We start from the raw sequence: 23,991 nt of genomic DNA on the forward strand, positions 1-23,991 counted from the left end.
CTACTAAATTTAGAGTCACTTGAAAAGGATAGGAATACTCGCCATGTCAGAAATCGATTTAGAAAAAGATGACAAAGCCACCCAAGAAATGTTATCAATGATGGGAAATATTACTCCAGAAATGAGTGATTCTCTTGAAGACTTTGATGCGGATGATTTGTTAAATGCTCTTGATGAGCTCCCCTCTATTGAAGCTGACCAAGATGAAACCCAAGACGTATATAGTTCAAAAGAGACTGATGACAATGACGACACAGAAACGGATTCACTTGCGGACTTAGGTATTGATTTAGATGACCTTGACTCTTTAATGGCAGAAGCGGCTTCTGAAGTTGAAACTGAAGTTGAAGTCAAAGAACCACCTCAAGAAATGAGTTCAGCAGGCGACGATATTGACTTAGACAGCTTAGATTTAGATGACTTAGAGGGTTTAGATGACATAGATAATCTTGACGATTTATCCCAGAGCGAAGCAGAAACAGCTCTTGAAGTCGATTCAGAAGGATCCGAGGTCAACCTAGACGATATTGACCTCAATGAATTCACAGAAGATGCTGGTACGCCTAATGAAAATAGCGATGAAGTGACCGCTGAGATGGATAATATTGATTTAGACAATCTGGATTTGGATGATTTAGACAACCTAGCAGATACTACTTCTGAAACAGGTAGTGAAACGACCGAACCTGACGATGGCAATAACGATATGCCAGACCTAGATGATATTGACCTAGAAGCTCTGGATAACGCAGAAGAAGAGTTACCTATTGATCAAGCGGGTATTGAAGACACCGATATCGAAGATGATGTAGAACACATTTCTGAAACCAGCGAAACGGAAAACAGTCACCTAGAAATGGTCATGGAAAACCAAGACACAAACCAGATGCACGCAACAGAAGAGATATCAAACGATGATCTTTCGCTGATAGACCAAGCAAGCCAATCTGTTTCAGCTATGGAAGAAGCGATAGGCCTTGACCAATCCATTCAAAACATAGCTCAAGAAGTAAAAACGACTGCACAAGAAGCCACTCAATTAGCGTTAGCGACTTCTAAAGAAGCGCAAGCTTCTGCCGAAAAAACACAGCAAGCAATTGAAGCTACTTTCGCCGCTGCCGAACGCGCTTTTGAAGCGGCTAAAAAAGCAGGTTACACTGTGGATCTAACGCAATTAAACAGTAATCAAAACACTGAAGAAGTTGCAGCCCAGTTAGCTGAAATACAAGAAAAGAATACCCATTTAAAATCTGTCAATGAGAGCATCAGAGCGAGAATTGCAGAAATGAAAGCAGAATAGGCCCTTTCTTATGAGTGATATTATGGATGACCTACTTGAAGAAGTTGAACAACTTGAGCAATCCACTCAGGAGTTGGAGTCTGCTACCCAAAAAACGGCAACTCAAAAAAAACAGGTAGATGACGTGACAAATAAAATGACTTCTGAAGCTAATTTACTCGCTTTAGAAACATCTAAAACAGCCCAAGAAGCGGCAGTACAAAGTCATCAAGCAGCCCAATCTTCTATAAAACAAGCAGAATCACTCAAAGAACAAGTACTAGAGCTGAATGAGTCGAACTTTAATTGGCGACAAGCCGTTCGTAATGCCAGTAAAGAAATACAATCTGCTAAAAGTACGTTTACAGTCATGTTAATTACTTCCATCGTGTTTAGCCTAGTCGCACTGGGTGCAATGGGCTATCTGCTTTACGCCATGCAAAAACAAGAAGCACAGTTCAAAGGTGAAGTGCTTGATATGGTTTCCACTGAAAACACGCTACTGAATAAAAAAATCACACTCAAAATGGATGAACTGGCCTCTGTCATTGAAATGCTTACGCAACAAGTGTCACAAAGTCAGATGCAAACCTCAAATATGACTGACAAACTTGAGCTATCTGAGAGTGAATCAAAATCCGATTTAATGCACGAAACAGCCGAACAAATTGAAACCCAACAAGAAACTAAGCAGCCAATAATAGATAACTCATTAACAACAGAAGTTGCCAATGACATGGCTGCAAACGCGCGTAAAACGGAACATACAGCAGAACATGGTTCAGAGCCTAATTCAGATCATAACATTGAAAAACAGAATACTGAAAAACAAGATATTGAACCAAAAGTAATAACAGAAGCTCATCAAAAACCAGCGACTCTTGAAAAAGCGGTTCAAACGGAGGCTTCTGCTCAAGACGCAGTACAAAATACCATTTCAGCAAAAGAATACGCTGAATTAAAAGAACTCATTGAAAAGATACTGGCTGAACAGAAAGCTTTGCAAACACAGCAATTGCAAGCCACTCCCCCAGCTGGTTTAAGTTCTGAACAAGTTAAAAAACTTAACGACATTAGCTGGCTTGTTAGAAAACAAGCTAAAACACTACAAGCTATTGAAGCCAAAATAGGATTAAAACAAAACGGTAAAACCACTCAAGCAAATCGCAACACCGTTATAAACGAAATTAAAAATCTACAGTTGCAACAAGGTGCTTTACAAAAACAGTTATCTGAGATTCAAGTAACACTCAAAAAATACACTGAGCAACCCAAAGAAGCTGCACCCTATAGCTATAAAGCCAAATAACTTTAAAGCGCACTCGTTAACTTATTTTAAAAGCCTTTATCTGCAAAGATATGGGCTTTTTTAATTTAGAGAGCAACATACTGCTAAACAAGCCAAATACAAACACGTCAACCAAACAAAAGATAAGACAACCTCAGAACTGAGGATTTTTTAAAGACATAAAAAAACCCCGTATTACTCAATTGCAATACGAGGTTTTCAAAATATGGCGGTGGACTAGGGATTCGAACCCCAGGTAGGCTACAAACCTACAACGGTTTTCAAGACCGCCGCCTTCAACCGCTCAGCCAGTCCACCATGTTTTGATGTGGCGTATTATAGAGGTCTGAGCATTTTTTGCAAGGCGTTTTATTAAGTTTTTTAGCTTTTTTTTCGTAAAATAATATGAACTCACCAGGCCTGGTAATATCATTATGACAAAACATTTAAAAAACAATAGGTTAACTTTTAATGAGCAATGTTATGCCTTGCTGAGCCTAATTCCAAAAGGAAAAGTAACAACCTATAAAGCGATTGCTGAAGCTTTAGAGACAAAAGCTTACCAAGCTGTAGGCAATGCTATGGCGGCAAATCCCAACCCCATTAAAGTGCCCTGCCATAGAGTGGTAAATAGCAATGGTGCGATTGGCAACTATGCATTTGGGGTAGATAAAAAAATTGAGTTATTACAATCAGAGGGTGTGATAATTCAAAATGGTAAAGTCATGGACTTTAAAGCGCATTTCTTCGATTTCAAGTAGCACCCAGTCATTTGCATACATTAGACATAAAAAAAGCACCAGGCCTGGTGCTTTTTAGTACGTTACGTGAGGTAAGTAAACAGAGGTTATAAAACCTCAACACCACCTAAATAGGGACGCAGTGCGCTTGGTACAGTGATACTTCCATCTTCATTCTGATAGTTTTCCAGTACCGCAACTAAGGTACGCCCTACGGCCAAACCAGAACCATTTAAGGTGTGCACTAGCTGTGGCTTACCTTCACCAGAACGGAAACGCGCCATTAAACGACGTGCTTGAAAGTCTTCAAAATTTGAGCATGAAGAAATTTCACGGTAGGCTTCTTGCCCAGGAAGCCAAACTTCTAAATCATAAGTTTTCGCTGAAGAAAAACCGATATCGCCAGTACATAAGCTCATAACACGATATGGCAGTTCTAACTTTTGTAGAATTTTTTCAGCATGTCCTGTTAGGTCTTCTAATGCTTGATGTGATTGCTCTGGATGAACAATTTCTACCATTTCTACTTTTTCGAACTGGTGCTGACGAATTAAACCACGTGTATCGCGCCCGTAAGACCCCGCTTCTGAACGAAAACATGGCGTGTGTCCAACCATTCGAATCGGCAAATCAGCTTCATCAATAATTTCATCACGAACTAAGTTAGTAATAGGCACTTCGGCAGTTGGAATTAAATATAAATCACGGTCATTGGTGTCGTGTTCTTCATTTTTGCTAATCTTATATAAATCGGCTTCAAACTTAGGTAGCTGACCCGTTCCACGCAAACTGTCTTGGTTAACCAAATAAGGCACATAGACTTCTTCATAACCGCTTTCTGCATGGGTATCAAGCATAAACTGAGTTAAGGCACGTTGTAACTTAGCCATAGGACCTTTAAGCACGGAGAAACGTCCAGATGTAACTTTTACGGCGGCATCGTTGTCATACCAGCCACGTTGCTCAGAAAGTTCAACATGATCTTTGACTTCAAACGTAAAGGATTTTGGCTCACCCCATTTACGAATTTCAACATTTTGATCTTCACTCAAACCAACAGGAACCGATTCATGCGGTAAATTAGGGATACCTGCATAAATCTCTTCGATTTGTGCTTGAACGGCTTCAGAAGCTTGTTCGGCTTCTTCTAACTGCGATTTTAGGTTTTCGACTTCGGCCAATAATGGCGCAATATCATCACCTTGCGCTTTGGCTTTACCAATGCCTTTAGAACGGCTGTTACGCTCTGCCTGTAAATTTTGCGCTTTAGTTTGCAGCTCTTTACGTTGTGCTTCTAATTCTTGAATTTGCGCAGTATTCAGCTCAAATCCTCGCGTTTTTAATTTTTCGGCAACCGTTTCTAAATCCGTTCTTAGTAGCTTTGCGTCTAACATTGTTTGTCTCTATTTGATGGTTCTTTGTAAGAGCGAGTTGATTATGGCGTTTCGCTCGATAAATTTGCGAAGTATTTTAACACTTCTTCACGGCAATTATGCATCTCCTTCAAGGAGTTCAATATCCACAATCAACTCATTGGCTAACTCTTCCAGTAGTGCTCTTATCTTACTCACAGGTACATCGCTTGCAATGTGTATTCTCATATTTGCTTTAAAGAGTTGCTCACCAGACATTGAGGCTTCAATCACCTCGGTCTCTAACTCATCAACATTGGCATTTATTTGCGCTAAAACGGAGGAAATACGATGAATAATGCCTGGCTGATCTTGGCCAATCAGTTCAATTTCAAATTGGTTTTCAGAAGGTGTAGCTTGACTTACGCCACTCTCTTCAAAAATCACACTTAAACCGAGTTCGGCCGAGTTTTGCAAATCCGCTTGAAACGCTGCAAATTCACTCACGGGTAAATCGACTCGCAAAATACCTGCAAACTTACCTGACAAACTCGCCATTCGGCTCTCAACCCACTCTCCTTGATGTGCCACGATGATTTTGGATAGCGATTTAACCAGGCCTGGTGAGTCGTTGCCTAATACACTAATCACCACAGATTTTTTCATATTCAAACCTCCTCTTGTTCGTAGTCCGTTAATGGCGGACAAGAACACACTAAGTTTCGATCACCATACACATTATCCACACGACCAACGGGCGACCAATATTTTACCTCTCGTAAACTTTCTACAGGGTAAGCCGCAAGCTCACGTGAATAGCTATGGCTCCATTCTGTTGCCATAACCATATCCGCAGTATGTGGTGCATTTTTTAAAGGGTTGTCATTGGCATCCAATACCCCGTTTATCACATCGTTAATTTCTTGCTTGATTGCAATCATCGCATCACAAAAACGATCAAGCTCAACTTTGGATTCCGATTCCGTTGGCTCTATCATTAAAGTACCTGCAACAGGAAACGACATGGTTGGCGCATGGAAACCATAGTCAATCAACCGTTTGGCAATATCGTCCACACTAATACCCGACTCTTCCTTGATTGGACGCAAATCAACGATACACTCGTGAGCCACCAAGCCATTTTCGTCACTGTATAAAATGGGATAATGTGGCGCTAAACGTTGCGCAATATAGTTAGCATTTAAAATTGCAACAGATGTCGCCTGCATCAAACCATCGCGTCCCATCATGGCAATATAACTCCAACTAATGGGAAGCACACCCGCACTGCCCCAAGGGGCCGCTGATACAGCGCCAACATATTGCGGTTCAAAAGCATCCTCTATGCCTGCATAGCCAGGTAAAAATGGCGCTAAATGTTCACCAACACCAATTGGTCCAATGCCTGGCCCACCACCGCCATGCGGAATGGCAAAGGTTTTGTGTAAATTCAAATGCGAAACATCTCCGCCAAAATGACCAGGCGCAGCAACGCCGACCATGGCATTCATATTTGCGCCATCAATGTAAACCTGCCCGCCATGCTCATGCACCCAGTCACAGACTGTTTTAACATTTTCTTCAAAGACACCATGGGTGGATGGGTAAGTAATCATAATGGCTGCTAAATTTTGAGCGTGTTTAGCAAGTTTTGTCTGTAAATCATCAAGATCAATCTCTCCTTGTTGATTGGTTTTAATCACCACCACTTGCATGCCTGCCATTTGTGCCGAAGCGGGGTTAGTACCATGTGCAGACGCAGGAATTAAACAAATATCACGATGTGCTTCATTACGACTTTGATGATAAGCGCGAATGGCTAACAGGCCTGCATATTCACCTTGTGCGCCTGAATTAGGTTGTAGAGAAACGGCTTGATAACCCGTTGCCTGGCAAAGCATATACTCTAATTCCAAACGCATTTGTGTATAGCCTTGAGCTTGGTCGAGCGGCACAAAAGGATGAATATTGGCAAACTCTGGCCAAGAGATTGGCATAAGTTCTGCCGTTGCATTAAGTTTCATTGTGCAAGAACCCAATGGAATCATCGCTCTATCTAAGGCTAAATCCTTATCGGCCAACAGTCGCATATAGCGCATTAACTCTGTTTCTGAACGGTGTTCTTTAAAAACAGGGTGCGTTAAAAATTCAGAGTCCCTAATTAAGTGGCTTGGAATCACTTCAATTAAGTCTTGCTGAATTTTTTCTGTATTTAGTTTTTCTGTATTGAGTTCGGCTGAATGTTTAGCAGAAAGCTCTCCTACAATCACCAGCCATAAGGTTTGTATATCTTCAATGGTGGTTGTTTCATCAAAAGAGAGACTAAGATGATTAGCATCAATCTTTCTTAAGTTATATCCGCGATTCACAGCCTCTGTTAAAACCGCATCTACCAGGCCTGGTAACTTTATTTTAACGGTATCAAAATAGACTGAGTTTTGAATATAGACACCCTCTTTTACTAACCCTTCTACAAATATTTGGGTAAACCGATGCACTCGATAGGCTATTTTAATTAAGCCTTCTGAACCATGATAGACAGCATACATACTGGCCATCACCGCCAGCAGTGCTTGAGCCGTACAGATATTACTGGTGGCCTTTTCTCGGCGTATATGTTGTTCACGCGTTTGTAATGCTAAGCGATAAGCTTTTTGACCACGACTATCAATGGAAACCCCAATTAAGCGCCCAGGCATAGAGCGTTTAAAGGCATCTTTGGTTGCCATATAAGCCGCATGAGGTCCTCCGTAACCCAACGGAACACCAAAACGTTGTGTGTTACCAATGACCACATCCGCGCCCATTTCGCCTGGCGGTTTAAGCAAGGTTAAGGCTAATAAATCGGCAGAAACAGCGACAAGCGCTTTTTTGGCATGTGCTTGTTCAATCACCTCTGTTAAGTCAGTCACATCGCCATAAGTTCCTGGGTATTGCAACAGCACACCAAACAGGTCGTACTCTTCAAACCCGAGTTCTGGGTTACCAATGACCACTTCAATCCCTAATGGTTCAGCACGGGTTTGTACCACCTCTATATTTTGTGGATGACAATCTTCAGCCACAAAAAACACCTTACCTTTTGATTTACTCATACGTTGGCAAAGGGTCATCGCTTCAGCACAGGCGGTCGCCTCATCCAGCATAGAGGCATTGGCTAACTCTAAACCCGTTAAGTCAGAAACCATGGTCTGAAAGTTGAGCATCGCTTCTAAACGACCTTGAGAGATTTCTGCTTGATATGGCGTATAAGCGGTATACCAGGCAGGGTTTTCGAGAATGTTGCGTTGAATGGTGGGCGGTGTATGGGTATTGTAATACCCCATACCAATATAGGATTTAAGGACTCTGTTTTGGCTGGCGATGGCTTTGAGTTTTGCCAAAGATTGATGTTCGGTTAAGCCGTTTTCCAGCTCCATCAACGCTCGCCTACGAATGGATTGTGGAATCACTTTTTCCAGTAACTCGTCAATGGAAGCCATGCCGAGTAAATCGAGCATGGCTTGTTGTTCGGTAGCATCAGGCCCTAGGTGACGTTTTACAAATGATTCACTTTGCTGAAGTTCTTCAAGCGTACATTTGCTCAACTGAGATAAAGTGGTTTTCACCATATTCTATTCTCCGATATTCAATCCATCCATTGTTTGACTACGTAAGTAACTGTGCGGTGTTCTTTTTGCTGTGTTGTAGCTACTCTTCTGTTAAAGCGTTATAAGCGTCTTCATCCATCAAATCATCTAAATCAGCAGGATCTGAGAGCTCTACCTTAATAATCCAGTTTGCCATAGCATCTTCATTAATGAGTTCAGGTTCATCATCTAAGGCCTCATTCACCTCAACAACGGTGCCATCCACAGGGGCAAACAGATCGCTGGCGGCTTTAACCGATTCAACTACCGAGATCTCTTCACCTTTATTAATTTCAGTGCCAACCTCAGGCAGTTCAACAAACACCAAATCGCCTAACTGTTGTTGTGCAAAATCGGTAATCCCAATCAAGACGGTACCATCGCCATTGTCTTGAATCCATTCATGTTCTGCGCTGTATTTAATATTGCTCATGGAATTTCTCCTTAATCATTTTTGACTTTTTACTTTACTCTTTCACCAAACCACCAGGCCTGGTAAGTTTGTTTTTAATACGAATTAACCGCGATAATAATTCTGTTTTACAAAAGGTAGCTTAACCACGTTCACGGGGACTTTTTTGTTTCTAACCAAAGCATTTAATTGTGTGCCTTCAGTAGCGTATTCTGTCGGCACAAACCCCATCGCAATTGGCCCACCAAAAGAGGGACCAAATCCGCCACTGGTGATTTGGCCAATGATTTGGTCATTGTCATCAATTATTTCAGCACCATCTCTCACTGGCATTTTACCTAAAGCTTGAATCCCTACCCGTTTTCGAGAAACGCCGTTCGCTAACTGCTTCATAATGACATCCGCACCAATATAACCACCTGCGCGTTCACCACCCGCTCGGCGTGATTTTGATAACGCCCAATTTAGGCTGGCTTCTACTGGCGAAATATCCTCTGCTAAATCATGTCCATACAAACACAGCCCAGCTTCTAAACGTAATGAATCTCGCGCACCTAAACCAATCATTTCGACGTTTTCATTGGCTAAAAAGAGTTTTGCGAGTCTTTCAGCTTGATGATTTAAAACAGAAATTTCAAAACCATCTTCACCCGTGTAACCCGAACGAGTGACAAAACACTCGATACCTTTAATAGTCAGGTTTTTTGCTGTCATAAAGACCATCTCTAGTGACTCAGGCGCAAGCGCTGCTAAGACATCACTCGCTTTAGGCCCTTGCAAAGCCAAAAGCGCTCTGTCTTGTAAAACCTCAATATCACATTTATCATCTAGATGTTTTTTTAAGTGTGCAATATCTTGCTCTTTACAAGCGGCGTTCACAACCAAAAACAGATGGTCGCCCGCATTCGTGACCATTAAGTCATCCATCACACCACCCTGCTCATTAGTAAACAACGCATAACGCTGCTGCATAACAGGTAAATCAACAATATCAACAGGTACTAATGACTCTAAAGCTAAAGCAGCATTTTTTCCTTTTAATAGCACTTGCCCCATATGCGAGACATCAAATAAACCTGCTTTAGAACGTGTATGTAGGTGCTCCTTTTTGATACCTAGTGGATATTGAACAGGCATTGCATAACCTGCAAAAGGAACGAGTTTTGCGCCCAGTTCTTGGTGCAATGCAAACAGAGGTGTTTGTTTTAAAGGAGGTGAAGTTTCATTTTTAGAAGACATAAAATCCCCATTTGTGAGAGCGTGAAAAAGCTTAAAACTGTTTAGCGGCCAGCATGCCTAACCAAACAGCAATCAAACAAGTTATAACACTAACAGCGATATTTACGAGTGCTTTATTTATTTCACCAATTTCAATGTATTGCATGGTTTCATAAGAGAAGGTAGAAAAGGTGGTAAAGGCGCCTAAAAACCCAACCATAATAAAAGCACGCCATTCGGTGGAGACACCCAACTTATCAACTAAAAGAATAGCAACTAAACCCATTATAAAAGAGCCAATGACATTAACGGACAGTGTACCCCAGGCAAACTCTCTACCAAAGGTTTGATACATGTGGTGAGACATGGCAAAACGAGACATGGCGCCTAATGCACCCCCCATTGCGATTGCAAACCACCCCCAAGCTGACATCATTGGCTTTACCTTTTTACATTTTCCATCTATACAGACTGTTTAATCTTCGCGTATTTAAGTTTTATCTATTTAATCACTAAGAGCGCCGTTTATAAATGGCTTTTTCATTCAATTGGTTAAGATGATTCATCTTAGCCGAAATTTTAATTTCTAGCCCTCTTTCAACAGGTTGATAGTATTCTTTTTCGAGCATGTCTTCTGGAAAATAGCACTCGCCTGCGGCAAAGGCTTCTGGTTCATCATGTGCATAACGGTAGCCTTGACCATAATCGAGTTCGGCCATCAACTTGGTGGGGGCATTCCGTAAATGAAGTGGCACTTCATGTGAACCATTTTCTTTTATATCCGCCAATACCGCTTTGTAAGCCATATAAACCGCATTGGATTTTGGCGCAACGGCCAAATAACTGGCGGCATGGGCTAAAGCTAAATCACCTTCTGGTGAACCCAGTCGTTCATAGGCTTCTGCTGCATTCACGGCCAATTGTAAGGCTTTAGGGTCAGCGTTGCCTATTTCTTCACTGGCCATACGGATTAAACGTCGGGCTAAATACCGAGGATCTACACCGCCATCTAACATGCGTACCAACCAATATAAAGCGGCATTGGCATCTGAGCCTCTTATCGATTTATGCAGTGCTGATATTTGGTCGTAAAAGGCTTCTCCGCCTTTATCAAAACGCCTTACACCACCTTGAATCACCTCTTTACAGTTTTCGGTCGTTAAAGTGACCAGGCCTGGTAAGTCTGCTCTTACTTCAAATTCGGCAAAATCAATAACTTGTTCTAAGCTATTCAATAAACGTCTTGCATCGCCATCAGCAGCTTCAATTAAGAGCTCTTTGGCTTTATCTTCTATTTCAAGCGTAACGGTTTCATCAATGCTTAAATCTTGTTCAAGTAACGCACGTCCTCGTTCAAGTACTTGTTCGAGTTCGTCATCTTCTAAAACACGTAAAACATAAACTTTAGCACGAGATAGCAAGGCGTTATTGAGTTCAAACGAGGGGTTTTCGGTGGTCGCGCCAATAAATACAAAGGTGCCGTCCTCTACAAACGGCAAAAATGCGTCTTGCTGTGCTTTATTAAAACGATGTACTTCATCTACAAAAAGTAATGTACCTTGTTTAAATTGTTCACGGTGAAGTTTGGCTTTTTCAACTGCGGCTCTCACCTCTTTCACGCCATCTAATACGGCCGATAAGTTTATGAACTGCAAATCAGATTGCAAAGCAATCAAACGTGCTAAGGTGGTTTTACCTACCCCAGGTGGCCCCCAAAAAACCATAGAGTGTAAACGCCCTGAGTTGAGCATTCGGGATAAGGCACGCTTTTCACCTAATAGGTGTGTTTGCCCAACGTAATCTTCAAGTGTTTTAGGACGTAAACGATCCGAAAGCGGTTGGTAAACAGACATTATTGCGGAGTACCGACCAAATCAGCCCCTTCAGGCAACTGAAACTGAAAATGCGTGTAAGGAATCACTTGATTGGATTGAATATTGGTAAATTTTACTTTGGTAATGTTATCGGCACTTTGATACATCCACACCTCAACCATCTCACCGTCTTTCATCCCCACTTCAATGCTTTGAAAGTAAGTCGCTTGTTTAGGGGTGAGGTTAAACCATCTCAAGCCACTTTTATCACCCGATTCGATAATGGTAAACTTATCTTGAATCGGTTCTTTATAAAGCAACCAACTTAAAGGTAGCTCTGCTTTAACATCATTAATTGGGCGCACGGTTACCTGATCCAGGTCTAAATCGTAAACCCAAAGATTCGTGCCATCCACCACAATCTTTTGCTCTTCTGGCTGAAAATATTGCCAGGTTAATTGACCAGGCCTGTTAAGTTCAAAATGCCCCGTAGATTTATTTAATGTAAACAACGCTTCATCTGGTTGAGTTTGCACAAAATCCGCTTTAAAGGTTTGTAACTGGTTTACATAGTCTTGTAGGTCTTTACCTGGTTTTTCTTTGCCATTTACCTGAGTGCTAATCGTAAGCGATGCAGTCATTAGCAGACTGAACAATAGTTTAGAAATACATTTCACGTTGGATAACCTTATTTAGTAATGGTGTTTAATGATGTTGTTTAAAAACATTTTTTAACAGAAGAGCTTTGTTTTAAGATTCTTGTGGTTTAGGCGCAAGAACTTCACGATTTCCATTTGAACCCGCTGTAGAAACTACCCCAGCAGATTCCATTGCCTCCACAATACGAGCCGCTCGGTTATAACCAATTTTAAAACGACGTTGAACCGATGAGATGGAAACCCTTCTACCTTGAACCACAAATTCTACCGCTTCATCATAAAGAGCATCTTGTTCAGCATCACCATCATCCAAGCCATTTCCATCTGTACCACTACTGGCTTGGGTTATGGTTTCTAAGTACTGTGGCTTGCCCTGCGACTTCACAAATTCAGCGACTTTATGCACCTCTTCGTCGGTCATATAAGCCCCATGCACACGCTTTGGCGAACCTGAACCAGGAGGCATAAAGAGCATATCGCCCATACCAAGCAGCTGCTCTGCGCCACCTTGGTCAAGAATAGTACGAGAGTCAATTTTGGTATTTACCATAAAAGAGATTCGGGTTGGAATATTGGCCTTAATTAGCCCAGTAATCACGTTAACCGATGGTCTCTGAGTAGCTAAAATCAAATGGATTCCAGCAGCACGTGCTTTTTGCGCAATACGGGCAATCAACTGTTCAACCTCTTTACCTACCACCATAATCATATCGGCAAATTCATCAACCACCACCACAATAAAAGGCAGTGGCTCAAGAGTCGGTGGAGCTTCACTCATTTCATGACCAAAATTAGCTGCTTGTTGATATAACGGGTCAATAATTGGCTGACCTTTTTTAATGGCATCGTTCACTTTTAAGTTATAACCCGCAATATTTCTAACACCCAGTTTGGCCATTAGCTGATAACGTCTGTCCATTTCAAACACACACCAACGTAATGCGTTAGCGGCATCACTCATATCCGTTACCACAGGGGTTAATAAATGTGGAATATCTTCATAAATAGAGAGCTCCAACATTTTTGGGTCAACCATAATTAAACGAACTTGTTCAGCCGTACTTTTATATAGCAGACTCAAAATCATGCTGTTAACCCCAACCGACTTACCAGACCCTGTGGTACCTGCTACTAATAAGTGAGGCATTTTTGCAATATCCGCAACTACAGGCTTTCCTGCAATGTCTTTACCTAAAGCAACCGTTAACGGTGAGGACGCTGATTGGAACTCTTCTGAAGCTAAAACTTCTCTAAAGCCCACAATTTCACGCTGTTCATTAGGAATTTCAATACCCACTACCGCTTTACCTGGAATAACATCAACCACTCGCACGGACTGAACAGATAATACTCGTGCCAAGTCTTTTGCCAGGTTATTGATTTGGCTCACCTTAACACCAGGCGCAGGCAAGATTTCAAAACGTGTAACAACAGGGCCTGGTTGAACCGATTCCACTTGAACCGTTACACCAAATTCAAGTAAACGTTGCTCTAATAAACCAGATAAAGCCGTCAATTCATCCTTACTAAAGCCTTCATCATAACTGGGAGGCATATCAAGCAAATCTAATTTAGGAAGCTCGGCTTTTTCTACAATCTGAGAGGGAGAAGACGCCATTTGTTTTGTGCCCACCGTTAATCCTGGCGTAGTGGGTTTGCTGGAAGATGTTGATGTAGATGGAGTTATTTCTGAAGGAGTCAATTCATCAGCTGTTACAAGGACTTGATTCTGCTCCTCATCAGAAGCCTCTGATTTTGAAGCCTCATCGTTGTAAACAGGTGTACTAATAATGGGACTTTGAACAGAAGTATTAGGGGATGTTTCTCGTTGGTTTTGTTGCGTATCATTGCCTTTTGTCGGCAAGACTTTAGCTAGCCATTTTTTTCTCGCTTCGGCCGCATCACTGCTTGGTGCCAGATTACTCACACCCTGCTTAACTTGGTGATGAATCTTTTGAACGCCCTGTTTAACACTGTCTGACTCCATGACCTTATCTTTAAATATATTCGTCACTTTATCGGTTAATTTAACCGCGGCTTTTCCAGTAAATTCAATAATGGTTAACCATGAGCAACTACTCAACATACTAAAAGCCACTGCAAATAAAATCAGCAGAATTAATGTTGCGCCTAATAGATCCACAGAACCAACCAAGGCATTGCTCAGCTCATAACCTAAAACACCACCCGCAGAGTATGGCAAGGTAATGAGTGTGTCTGGTTGCATATAGAGATTTGCCAGGCCTGCCCCTGAAGAGATCATGAGCAGTAACCCCAAAAGACTTAATATAAAACGAAGATAGTCAAGTTCATTACCTGTTCTTATCTTTAAGGTTACCCAGCCTGCCAATAAAATTCCAAATGGAATTAAAAATCCAAATACACCAAAAACATAGAGCAACATAGAGGAAATCCATGCACCAGTGTGACCGCCATAATTTTGCACTGACTGACTTTCACCCACAGAATCAAATCCCGAATCCGTTGGTGAAAAACTAAATAAAACAATAAATAAGAAAAAGGCTAAACCAATACAACTAAGCACTACGCCGTCTTTTAATATCCAGCCAAAACGTTTTAAAGTGGTGACTTTTTCACCGCTTTGCGAGTCAGGTTTATTTTCTATTTTTGCAGATTTAAAAGCCATGAAAAACTACTTTTACCTTATTTGAGATGTCTATTAATCTATATTTGAAACAAACCAGATTTTAGTCTCGTTTATCTTTTAAAAACTGCTAAAATTTTAGCATAGAAAAATTAGAGAATCTGACTATAACCTGGATTGAATTGCATTCTGGGCGTATTCTTTAATAAACTTTGATTACAACTTATTTAATAACGTATTCGTTAAAAGGAAATTGTTATGGCCACAAAACATTGCAAATTATTAATTTTAGGTTCAGGTCCAGCAGGTTATTCAGCCGCAGTTTATGCGGCCAGAGCAAACCTTGAACCAGTCATAATTACTGGTATGCAGCAAGGTGGGCAACTAACAACAACCACAGAGGTTGATAACTGGCCTGGCGACCCTGAAGGTTTAACTGGGCCTGACTTAATGCAGCGTATGCAAAAACACGCTGAACGTTTTGGAACAGAAATTTTGTTTGATCATATCCACACAGCCGAACTTAATGAAAGACCATTCAAACTGATTGGTGATTCAGGTGAATATACTTGTGATGCCTTGATTATTTCTACAGGTGCCTCTGCAAAATACCTTGGGCTTGACTCCGAAGAAGCCTTTAAAGGTAAAGGCGTTTCAGCTTGCGCCACTTGTGATGGTTTTTTCTATCGTAATCAAAAAGTTGCAGTAATCGGTGGTGGTAACACGGCGGTTGAAGAAGCGCTTTATTTATCCAATATTGCTGCCGAAGTCACCATTGTTCACCGTCGTGACTCTTTTTCATGTGAGAAAATTCTAGCGAAACACCTGCATGAAAAAGCGGAAAATGGCAATATCAAAATTGAATTCAACTCAACTTTGGATGAAGTATTGGGCGACAATATGGGGGTAACTGGGTTACGCTTAAAAGACACTCAATCTGGTGAAACTAAAGAAATCGATGTTGCAGGTGTGTTCATTGCCATTGGTCATACGCCAAATACCAGTATCTTTGAAGGCCAGCTAGAAATGGATAATGGTTACGTTAAAGTGCAAAGCGGTTTAAAAGGTAATGCAACACAAACCTCTATTCCAGGTGTATTTGCTGCTGGTGATGTTATGGACCAAGTCTACAAACAAGCAATCACCTCTTCAGGTGCTGGGTGTATGGCCGCACTTGATGCCGAAAAATATTTAGATAACCTCTAATCGACTTCAAAATCATAGAATGCACTTACCAGGCCTGGTAAGTGTATTTTACACATGCATTAAATCCACATAACCCCAATACACTTAAAGGCAATTAAATGAAAAAGATTCTATTTTTATCATTAGGCTTACTTGCATCACAAAATGTAATTGCAGCTGACCCTCTAGCAACAACTGAACAAAAAGCCAGTTACACTTTAGGCAGTGATTTAGCCAAAAACTTTGCCCAGCAAGGCCTAGAAATTGATATCAAGGCTTTTACACTTGGTTTAGAAGATGCCTTAAACAACCGTCAACCACGTCTAACAGAAGACGAAATGATGAAAGCGATTACTGAAGTCAAAAAAGGCATGATGCAAAAACAAATAGCTCAGCGTAAAGTTGAAGGCGAGCAAAATAATAAAGAAGGTAAAGCTTTTTTAACTGAAAATGCTAAAAAATCGGGTGTAAAAACACTTGATAACGGCATTCAATACAAGGTCATTAAAGAAGGTAAAGGTAACTCACCAACCGAAGACGATACTATTTTTGCTCACTACCAGGGTAGCTTTATTGATGGCAAGGTTTTTGATAGCTCATATAAACGTGGCACACCATTGAAGTTTCAAATGAGTAACGTGATTAAAGGATGGGGTGAAGTCCTTAAAATGATGAAGCCTGGTGACAAATGGGAAGTCGTGATTCCATCTGACTTAGCCTATGGTGAAAAAGGGGCTGGAGAAACCATTGGGCCTAATAAAACCCTTTTATTTACTATTGAATTAATTCAATTTGATAAAGCAGAATAACACCGCTCTAAAAAGCTGCACCCTTTATTTTAGATAAAAAAAACCCCAGTCAAGACTCGCTTAAACTGGGGGGTTCCATAATAAGGGGAACAATCTTAGCTCTTTTAGAGGAGTGTTGTAATGAAACAACGCTGCCATATTAATCTAACAATCAAAACATATCAATAACTTCTAATATAAAAAGTCTTACAATATTTTGAACCGCTCAGACTTTGTTAATATTTAAACTTTCGCACAAATATCCTCAGCATACTTTCAACTAAAAACATCTATTATCTCAACCACATCGAATGCTGGAGTTTCATAAGGATGAGATGCTTTCAGCGCTTTAATCACAGCATGAGTGCACGATTTTTGCACCACCATTTCTACACGATACTCTTCAATTTTCTCTAACTGATTTATCTCACCCAAAAAAGCATGACTGCCTTTTAAAGGCCGAAACTGACCCTGGCCTTTAACTTGCCAAGCACACTGGTCATAATGACCAATATGCCCAGCCCCTGCATTAAACATCTGCTCTTTGACACTTTCTAAGTGTGTCTCTGGTACATAAAAAGTGATTTTATACATAGATTTCCCCTAAAAAGTTCTTTTATATTCAAGAAATTCAATACAATATGGTCAAAATATTAAATCAAAAATTTACACAACATACTTTGAATAAAGGAAATAATATGCGCTTAATTCTTATAACCTATGCCGTTATTCTATCTTTAGGAATCACAGCAATGCTAACAGGTTGGCACTATTTAGCGAATATAGCAGGCTTTATTTCAGCCGTTGGTTTTATGCTAGTCTTCTTCAAAGACAGGGCTGATGAGGAAACTGAACAAGAGGTGAAAATGCGCCGTTACTGGTATGCTGTGTTTGCAACTGGGGTTTTCTTTAGCCTGATTTTTGGTAGCTTTTGGAACAACCACATGGGGAATATGGCGATTTAAAGCGGTAATTCATCAAGAATTTACAATTAAGCCTGTAAAAAAGTTTGAGACAATAAATGATTATCCAGACTAAATAGAACATACAAAAAAACCCCGTAAAGGGGCTTTTAACAGTAAAACTATTTAGTTTAAAACAGTTCTATTTCACCTTCATCCATACTTTCTGTATTCACTCGGCTCATTCTATGCGACTCAATCTCTTCACGCTTTTGATGAATTCGAGCTCTAAACTCTTCAACACGTTGTTTATGCTCTTCTTCCGATTGTGCAGGGGTTTCTTGATTTTCTATAAGGAAATGGTTAATTTCGTTAGAGAAACGGTTCAAGTTATCTAAATGACTCATCACCTGCTCAACAAGCTGTCTTACAATATCCTCAAACTGCAAAGAGCGCACCGCATTAGAAACACTCAATTCAATCTCTGAAATCATGCCAGACACATCACCTAGTTTAGATGAAATACCATCATTCATCTCCTCAAGATCTCCTAACATGGTGCCCACTTTATTTTGTGATGAGACAGCATGTTCCATGTCTTTAGAGGCCGTTTCACTTACAATATTTCTAACTTGATCCACCGTCACCCGAGCTTGCTCTGCTTGCTTACGAATTTGCTCATTCAGAACATTTGAGCTTAAAGAGAGTTTACGAACTTCGTCTGCAACAACCGCAAAGCCACGTCCAGCTTCGCCAGCCCTAGCCGCTTCAATAGCTGCATTTAAGGCCAATAAGTTAGTTTGGTCTGCAATCCCTTTAACATCTTCTAGTAAATGAAAGATAGACTCAATTTGACCAACCATCTCATCTATTTTTGAGACCGTTTGATTACTACGTTCACTCGCATTGGTGAGTAAATCAATTAAATACTGTAAAACGACCTTAATTTCTGATGAAAACTTTTGAATACTCATCTCATCTGAAGAATCACCGCCCCCTAAGTTATCGAGCAAAGAGACAACTAACTGATATTCTGCCTGGGTTTGTTCATGTAGCCCAGAAAAGCTTCCATTTAATGTATCAATGGCTTCAGAAACCAACGATTTAACCTGGATAAGCTCTTCTCCAACAACACCAATTTCTCTTTCAATAACGGCATCAACATCATTCATAATAAGTTGTAGAGATTCATCAACCGTTTTCACTCTGACAACGGGCTCTTTATCAGAAATCGCTTGAGAAGAAGTTTGTACTGTTAAAGCGGCTTGACCCTCTTCCTGTGCTGTTGTCTGTGTTGACTTGGCAAAGTTTGCCACTAACAATGTCCATGCAATTGAAACCAGCACCAGCATAATGGCACCCACATAAGGGATTTCCATAATACTTAAAAACACGCCCAATAACGTGAGCAACCAGGCTGGCCAGTATGTTTTTATGATATCAAGCATGAGAGTTTTCCTTAAAACGATTGTTTAAGCCGCATAACAACGACTCAAGTTAACTAGATAGAAGTAAGCTTATAGACAAAGTTAAGCAGTTAATATGCCAAGCATTACCCTTTGTATAAAAGTGTTCTTTATTCCTCTAAATACGCTTAATTCAAATAAAAAGCCTACGAAATATTTTTCATAGGCTTAGTGATGAGTGAGTTGATAGCGGTATTTTTGAGTATAGAAATTAACGAGCTGCCAACTCCATAATCTTAATTGCAACTTGTTCTAGTGGCAGTATTGAATCGGCCGCATTAAGCTTAACAGTCTCACCTGGCATCCCCCAAACAACACTGGTTTTTTCATCTTGAGCAATGGTTGGAACACCAACTTGCTGTAGCTCCTTCATTCCCATAGCACCATCGGCTCCCATCCCCGTAAGAATGACACCTATCGCATTAGGCCCCACATTTTGTACAACACTTCTAAACATGACATCAACCGACGGTTTATGACGGTTCACGGGCTCACCATCATTCAATCGACAAATATAACGAGCACCATCTCTTGCAACCATTAAATGTTTATCCCCAGGCGCTATATAAACATGACCAGGTAAGATTTGTTGGCCATCTTCAGCCTCCATAACGGTCATTTCTGAAACAGTATCCATTCGATTTGCAAAAGGCTTGCTAAATGCGGCTGGAATGTGTTGAGTTATTACCATTCCAGGAGCACTTGCAGGAAGCCTCATTAAAACCTCTTTAATAGCCTCTGTGCCTCCTGTTGAAGCACCAAGGGCAATAATTTTATCAGTGGTTTTAAAATGCCTGTTACTAAATGTTGATTTAGGGATAACTGCATCAGCTGAGTGTTTCTGTACAATAGGGCTTCCCGTAGTAGCTACTGTTGGTTTACGATTTTGGTTTGCTACATATCGAGCGTACTGTCGCTCTAGCATTGACTTACTGACTCTTGCAGCTGTTTTCACTTTTCTACAAATTTCAACCGTATAGTCTTCAAAAGTATGTGCTAAATCTATTTTAGGTTTAGTGACAAAATCGACCGCACCTAAATCCATGGCTTCAAACGTTACATCAGCCCCCTTTTCAGTTAAGGTCGAGACCATGACGACAGGCACGGGATGCAATCGCATCAAGTTTTTTAGAAATGTCACACCATCCATTTTAGGCATTTCAACATCTAAAGTTAAAACATCGGGATGCAGTTGCTTGATTTTTTCACGTGCATCATAAGGGTCTGATGCAGTTCCAACGACGGTTAGAGCTGGATCGGTTGATAACATTTCTTGTAACATCTGTCTGACTAAAGCAGAGTCATCAACGATTAAAACTTTAATTGGCGTAGTCACTGTATTCCTTTTTCTTAATGCGTTTTTTTATAGGCTGATTAAAATTTTACATCAATCTATTATCAATGTAATTTTTTATATATCGTTTGCCCTAATAATTCGAAGCGGTCACACACTTTGTATAGTGATTCAGAGTGCCCAATAAATAGATGGCCATTATCAGGTAAACGATCTGCATAACGATTAAATAATTTACTTTGCGTTGGCTTATCAAAGTAGATTACGACATTTCGGCAAAAAATCACATCAATGGCATCTTTTATAGGCCACTCACTCATTAAATTAAGCTGATCAAATTCAATAACGTCTTGCAATTCAGGTTTTACTTTGACCAACCCCTCTTGAGAACCTGTTCCTTTTAAAAACCAACGTTTTTTTCGCTCTTCAGTCACGCCTTTTAAACGATCTATTTGGTAAACGCCACGTTGTCCTGTGTCTACGACATTTGAGTCTAAGTCGGTTGCAATCACTTTTGCATCCCATCCAGCTGGCACCGTTTCTTTTAAGATAATTGCAATTGAGTAAGGTTCTTCACCCGTAGAACAACCTGCAGACCAAACTCGAATCTTTTTTTTGCTTTGATTCGCTTTTACCAGGCCTGGTATAACCGTATTTGCAAGATATTCAAAATGATGGTTTTCTCTAAAGAAGAAGGTTAAGTTGGTAGTAATCGCATTGATTAGATGAACAAATTCTGACTCACCTTGAGCTTCAACATAGTTTAAATATTCTGCAAATGTTTGCATATTTAAAAAGCGAATGCGCTTTGATAACCGATTGTAAACTAAGTTCTTTTTTGACTCATTTAAATCAATACCTGCATAATCATAGACAATTTTTTTAACACGATTAAAGTCGCCATCCTGAAAATTAAATTCGCGCTCGCTCATCTTTTGCCTTACCTTAAATAACGTTTAATAACGATTGAAAGCAATAAGTTAGCCTATTATTCACAATGAACTTAATTTAGTTAAACTAAATCAACGCTAATCTTGTCGTTTTCCTGTAAAGTTATAATTCAAAAGATATTATAGCTGAAAGCGATAGAGGCAAATAAAAGCTATGCACACAAAAAACATATAACACCTTAATTGATGAATGTATTTAAGCCATGGTCACAATTTCAAATAGCTACCTAAACACTCAGGCATTGACAGTAAAAACCAATAGCTCTGTCGAGAGCCTATTAAAGCTAGGACAAATACTTAATGCCAACATTCAATCTGTAAGCGGCAATAAAGTGCAATTAACCATCGGTAATCAAACCCTAATTGCCACAAGCAAAACCCCCATTCAAGAAACGGGAACCATTCAGGTAAAAGTTAACCAAGTTAAACCCGATTTACAGTTAGTTATTGTTACCCCCCAAAATAAACAAACCACTTCAACACCTACAACACAAACGTTACAAGCGGCCTATCGGCAATTTATTCCATTACAAGCACCTCTAACTCAAGTATTTCAACAAATTACAGTATTGCAATCTTTGCCACCTAGCCTGCAAGCTCCAGTTCAACAACTGTTAGATTTAGTTTCTAAATCCAACCAATCTATTAGTGGCGACACCCTAAAACAAAAATTGGCTAATAGCGGTTTATTTTTAGAGTCAAAACTTAGCTCTGGAAAAACGCTCGATATCAGCTCTGTTAGAAACGATGTTAAAGCTCAAATATTACAACTACAACAGCAAGTTAGTGCGATTCAACAGCAAACGAGTTCGAGTGCGCTTACCAAACTGGCAACCCTCTTAGACCAAGCTCTTAGCCGCATTACCGTTCAACAGATACAAATGTTTGAAAACCCCAATATTACGCCACTAGAAATCCCATTTGAAAGAGACAAAAAAGCGGACAACGATCAGATTGAAATTAGACAAAACAAGCAAGAAGATAAGGACAACTGGGAAGCTTATATAGACTTGACCCTTCCTCAAGGATTACTATCCGTTAAATTAAGGCTTTCAGAAGAAAATGAACTTGATAGCTATATTTGGACAGAAACTGAAGAATTAAAAAATATTGTTGAAAACGATATTAACATCTTAAAAGAGTTATTAGTGTCCAACGAAATAAATCTAAAAACCATGCTTATCTCGCCAAACAAACCTAAAAAAACTGATAGCTCTACTAAAATAGCACTAATTGACATTAAAATTTAAACCCACACAGTTCTTTTGGCAATGTTATTGCTTCTTCATCAAAAAAGTTCAACATAACTATCTTTAAGAGATTTTTTAATAACTTAATTCAACAAAACTAGACCTTTTGAATTGAATCAGTTAACTTACCCTAAACCATGAAACAACCAAAAGAGAGATAGCAGCATGGATAAAGATTTGGATGCCATTCAAAAAAACATTGAAAACAACGAATCTGCAGACGATCAAGTTTTAAGCTTTGTATTGGGTGATGAAGAATATGGTGTAGACATATTGAGAGTTCAAGAGATTAAAGGTTGGGAAAAAACAACTGCCATACCAAACACCCCTGCCTTTGTTATGGGAGTAATTAACCTTAGGGGTTCTGTTGTTCCAATTGTTGATCTACGAGTACGCTTTGGCTTAAAAGAAGTCACATACAATGATTCAACCGTGGTAATTATCGTGCGCTCTGTAAACAGTTCTGGTGCACAAAAAATCATCGGTCTTGTAGTTGATGGCGTTTCAGATGTTTATGCCTTAAATAGATCAGAATTACAAATCGCCCCGGAAATGGGGGGCACAATACATACAGACTATGTCAATGGATTGGCCACTGTTTCAGATAAAATGGTTATTGTTCTGCATGTTGACCAATTAATTAACGATGGTATTTTGACTTCAATTAAAAAAGCCTTAAACATCGAATAGTCGTCTGTATAATAAATAACAAATAATTAATAACTTCTAATATAAATTTACGAAAAGTGAGAGTGTTAAGATGGCAAAGATTTTAGCTGTTGATGATTCTAAATCTATGAGACAAATGGTAAGCATGTCCCTTAAATCAGCAGGACATGATGTAACTGAAGCTGAAGATGGCGCTGTGGCTTTAAGTATAGCTCAGCAAAATCAGTTTGACTTAATTGTTACAGATATCAATATGCCTAACATGAATGGAATTGAATTAATCACTGCTCTTCGAGCTATGCCAAATTTTAAATTCACTCCGATTTTATGTTTAACCACTGAGTCTTCTGGTGATATGAAAACCAAAGGTAAAGAAGCGGGTGCAACAGGCTGGATTGTCAAACCTTTTAGTCCAGAAAAACTGTTGTCAGTTATTAACCGAGTACTTTAAGCACTACTTAGCGTTTAAAGCCGTTAAATAAGGTATTAAT

22 protein-coding genes and 1 tRNA gene are annotated in these 23,991 nt (G+C 40.0%); 9 read left to right on the top strand and 14 right to left on the bottom strand.

Going from position 1 to position 23,991, the window contains the following annotated elements; genetic code table 11:
- Positions 1-43: 43 nt before the first annotated feature.
- Both A379_RS02900 and A379_RS02905 read left to right on the top strand, forming a co-directional pair.
- Positions 44-1,300, top strand: a complete 1,257-nt coding sequence (locus tag A379_RS02900) for a hypothetical protein (RefSeq protein WP_040725593.1) — start codon at positions 44-46, stop codon at positions 1,298-1,300.
- A 10-nt stretch (positions 1,301-1,310) separates the two neighbouring features.
- Positions 1,311-2,588 (top strand): hypothetical protein, encoded by a 1,278-nt coding sequence (locus tag A379_RS02905; RefSeq protein ID WP_157832336.1) that lies wholly within the window; start codon positions 1,311-1,313, stop codon positions 2,586-2,588.
- 206 nt (positions 2,589-2,794) lie between these two features.
- On the opposite strand, the gene A379_RS02910 is transcribed toward A379_RS02905, so the two are convergent.
- Positions 2,795-2,885: transfer RNA gene (locus A379_RS02910), tRNA-Ser, on the bottom strand.
- 116 nt (positions 2,886-3,001) lie between these two features.
- Between A379_RS02910 and A379_RS02915 the strand changes: the two genes are divergently transcribed.
- On the top strand, positions 3,002-3,328 hold the full coding sequence (locus tag A379_RS02915; RefSeq protein WP_040725596.1) for an MGMT family protein: 327 nt from the start codon (positions 3,002-3,004) through the stop codon (positions 3,326-3,328).
- Positions 3,329-3,414: 86 nt separating this feature from the next.
- Here A379_RS02915 and serS read toward each other — a convergent pair whose 3' ends face one another.
- The 9 genes from serS to A379_RS02960 form a co-directional block, all read right to left on the bottom strand.
- Positions 3,415-4,701: a serine--tRNA ligase gene (gene serS, locus A379_RS02920; protein WP_040725598.1), complete on the bottom strand. Its 1,287-nt coding sequence runs from the start codon at positions 4,699-4,701 to the stop codon at positions 3,415-3,417.
- 96 nt (positions 4,702-4,797) lie between these two features.
- Entirely contained in the window at positions 4,798-5,325 is a 528-nt protein-coding gene (locus tag A379_RS02925) for a glycine cleavage system protein R (RefSeq protein WP_040725601.1), read from the bottom strand.
- Positions 5,326-5,327: 2 nt separating this feature from the next.
- Complete coding sequence (gene gcvP / locus A379_RS02930) at positions 5,328-8,270, bottom strand: aminomethyl-transferring glycine dehydrogenase (protein WP_051144965.1); 2,943 nt, start codon at positions 8,268-8,270, stop codon at positions 5,328-5,330.
- A gap of 79 nt (positions 8,271-8,349) precedes the next feature.
- Positions 8,350-8,721: a glycine cleavage system protein GcvH gene (gene gcvH / locus A379_RS02935; RefSeq protein WP_040725603.1), complete on the bottom strand. Its 372-nt coding sequence runs from the start codon at positions 8,719-8,721 to the stop codon at positions 8,350-8,352.
- 84 nt (positions 8,722-8,805) lie between these two features.
- Positions 8,806-9,939, bottom strand: coding sequence for a glycine cleavage system aminomethyltransferase GcvT (gcvT, locus tag A379_RS02940; protein WP_040725605.1), 1,134 nt, complete (start codon positions 9,937-9,939; stop codon positions 8,806-8,808).
- 31 nt (positions 9,940-9,970) lie between these two features.
- Positions 9,971-10,351: a fluoride efflux transporter CrcB gene (gene crcB / locus A379_RS02945; protein WP_040728600.1), complete on the bottom strand. Its 381-nt coding sequence runs from the start codon at positions 10,349-10,351 to the stop codon at positions 9,971-9,973.
- A 79-nt stretch (positions 10,352-10,430) separates the two neighbouring features.
- Positions 10,431-11,771: a replication-associated recombination protein A gene (locus A379_RS02950; RefSeq protein WP_040725608.1), complete on the bottom strand. Its 1,341-nt coding sequence runs from the start codon at positions 11,769-11,771 to the stop codon at positions 10,431-10,433.
- Positions 11,771-12,373 (bottom strand): outer membrane lipoprotein chaperone LolA, encoded by a 603-nt coding sequence (lolA, locus tag A379_RS02955; RefSeq protein ID WP_051144966.1) that lies wholly within the window; start codon positions 12,371-12,373, stop codon positions 11,771-11,773. Before lolA ends, A379_RS02950 begins: the two co-directional genes overlap by 1 nt.
- A 109-nt stretch (positions 12,374-12,482) precedes the next feature.
- Positions 12,483-15,038 carry a DNA translocase FtsK gene (locus A379_RS02960; RefSeq protein WP_040725610.1) on the bottom strand — a complete coding sequence of 852 codons (2,556 nt, stop codon included), beginning with the start codon at positions 15,036-15,038 and terminating at the stop codon, positions 12,483-12,485.
- Positions 15,039-15,254: 216 nt separating this feature from the next.
- On the opposite strand from A379_RS02960, the gene trxB reads away from it, so the two are divergent.
- Both trxB and A379_RS02970 read left to right on the top strand, forming a co-directional pair.
- Positions 15,255-16,202: a thioredoxin-disulfide reductase gene (gene trxB / locus A379_RS02965; protein ID WP_040725612.1), complete on the top strand. Its 948-nt coding sequence runs from the start codon at positions 15,255-15,257 to the stop codon at positions 16,200-16,202.
- A 98-nt stretch (positions 16,203-16,300) separates the two neighbouring features.
- Positions 16,301-16,990, top strand: coding sequence for an FKBP-type peptidyl-prolyl cis-trans isomerase (locus A379_RS02970; protein ID WP_040725613.1), 690 nt, complete (start codon positions 16,301-16,303; stop codon positions 16,988-16,990).
- A 255-nt stretch (positions 16,991-17,245) separates the two neighbouring features.
- Here A379_RS02970 and A379_RS02975 read toward each other — a convergent pair whose 3' ends face one another.
- Positions 17,246-17,563, bottom strand: a complete 318-nt coding sequence (locus A379_RS02975) for a YqfO family protein (protein ID WP_040725614.1) — start codon at positions 17,561-17,563, stop codon at positions 17,246-17,248.
- Positions 17,564-17,667: 104 nt separating this feature from the next.
- On the opposite strand from A379_RS02975, the gene A379_RS02980 reads away from it, so the two are divergent.
- A complete protein-coding gene (locus A379_RS02980; protein ID WP_040725617.1) occupies positions 17,668-17,934 on the top strand; it encodes a hypothetical protein in 267 nt (88 codons plus the stop codon).
- A 128-nt stretch (positions 17,935-18,062) separates the two neighbouring features.
- Here A379_RS02980 and A379_RS13245 read toward each other — a convergent pair whose 3' ends face one another.
- The 3 genes from A379_RS13245 to A379_RS02995 form a co-directional block, all read right to left on the bottom strand.
- The gene (locus tag A379_RS13245) at positions 18,063-19,319 is read right to left on the bottom strand and encodes a methyl-accepting chemotaxis protein (protein WP_040725618.1); all 1,257 of its coding nucleotides are present in this window, start codon (positions 19,317-19,319) and stop codon (positions 18,063-18,065) included.
- Positions 19,320-19,548: 229 nt separating this feature from the next.
- Positions 19,549-20,673 (bottom strand): chemotaxis response regulator protein-glutamate methylesterase, encoded by a 1,125-nt coding sequence (locus tag A379_RS02990; RefSeq protein ID WP_040725620.1) that lies wholly within the window; start codon positions 20,671-20,673, stop codon positions 19,549-19,551.
- A 62-nt stretch (positions 20,674-20,735) separates the two neighbouring features.
- Positions 20,736-21,563: a protein-glutamate O-methyltransferase CheR gene (locus tag A379_RS02995; protein WP_040725622.1), complete on the bottom strand. Its 828-nt coding sequence runs from the start codon at positions 21,561-21,563 to the stop codon at positions 20,736-20,738.
- A 221-nt stretch (positions 21,564-21,784) separates the two neighbouring features.
- Here A379_RS02995 and A379_RS03000 point away from each other — a divergent pair, with 221 nt between their 5' ends.
- The 3 genes from A379_RS03000 to A379_RS03010 all read left to right on the top strand — a co-directional run bounded on the left by A379_RS03000 (position 21,785) and on the right by A379_RS03010 (position 23,951).
- A complete protein-coding gene (locus A379_RS03000; RefSeq protein ID WP_040725624.1) occupies positions 21,785-22,831 on the top strand; it encodes a flagellar hook-length control protein FliK in 1,047 nt (348 codons plus the stop codon).
- A gap of 165 nt (positions 22,832-22,996) precedes the next feature.
- Positions 22,997-23,521, top strand: coding sequence for a chemotaxis protein CheW (locus tag A379_RS03005; protein WP_051144967.1), 525 nt, complete (start codon positions 22,997-22,999; stop codon positions 23,519-23,521).
- A gap of 70 nt (positions 23,522-23,591) precedes the next feature.
- Positions 23,592-23,951: a response regulator gene (locus A379_RS03010; protein ID WP_040725627.1), complete on the top strand. Its 360-nt coding sequence runs from the start codon at positions 23,592-23,594 to the stop codon at positions 23,949-23,951.
- Positions 23,952-23,991 lie beyond the last annotated feature (40 nt).

This window comes from Thiomicrorhabdus sp. Kp2 (assembly GCF_000478585.1).
Classification (GTDB): Bacteria; Pseudomonadota; Gammaproteobacteria; order Thiomicrospirales; family Thiomicrospiraceae; genus Thiomicrorhabdus.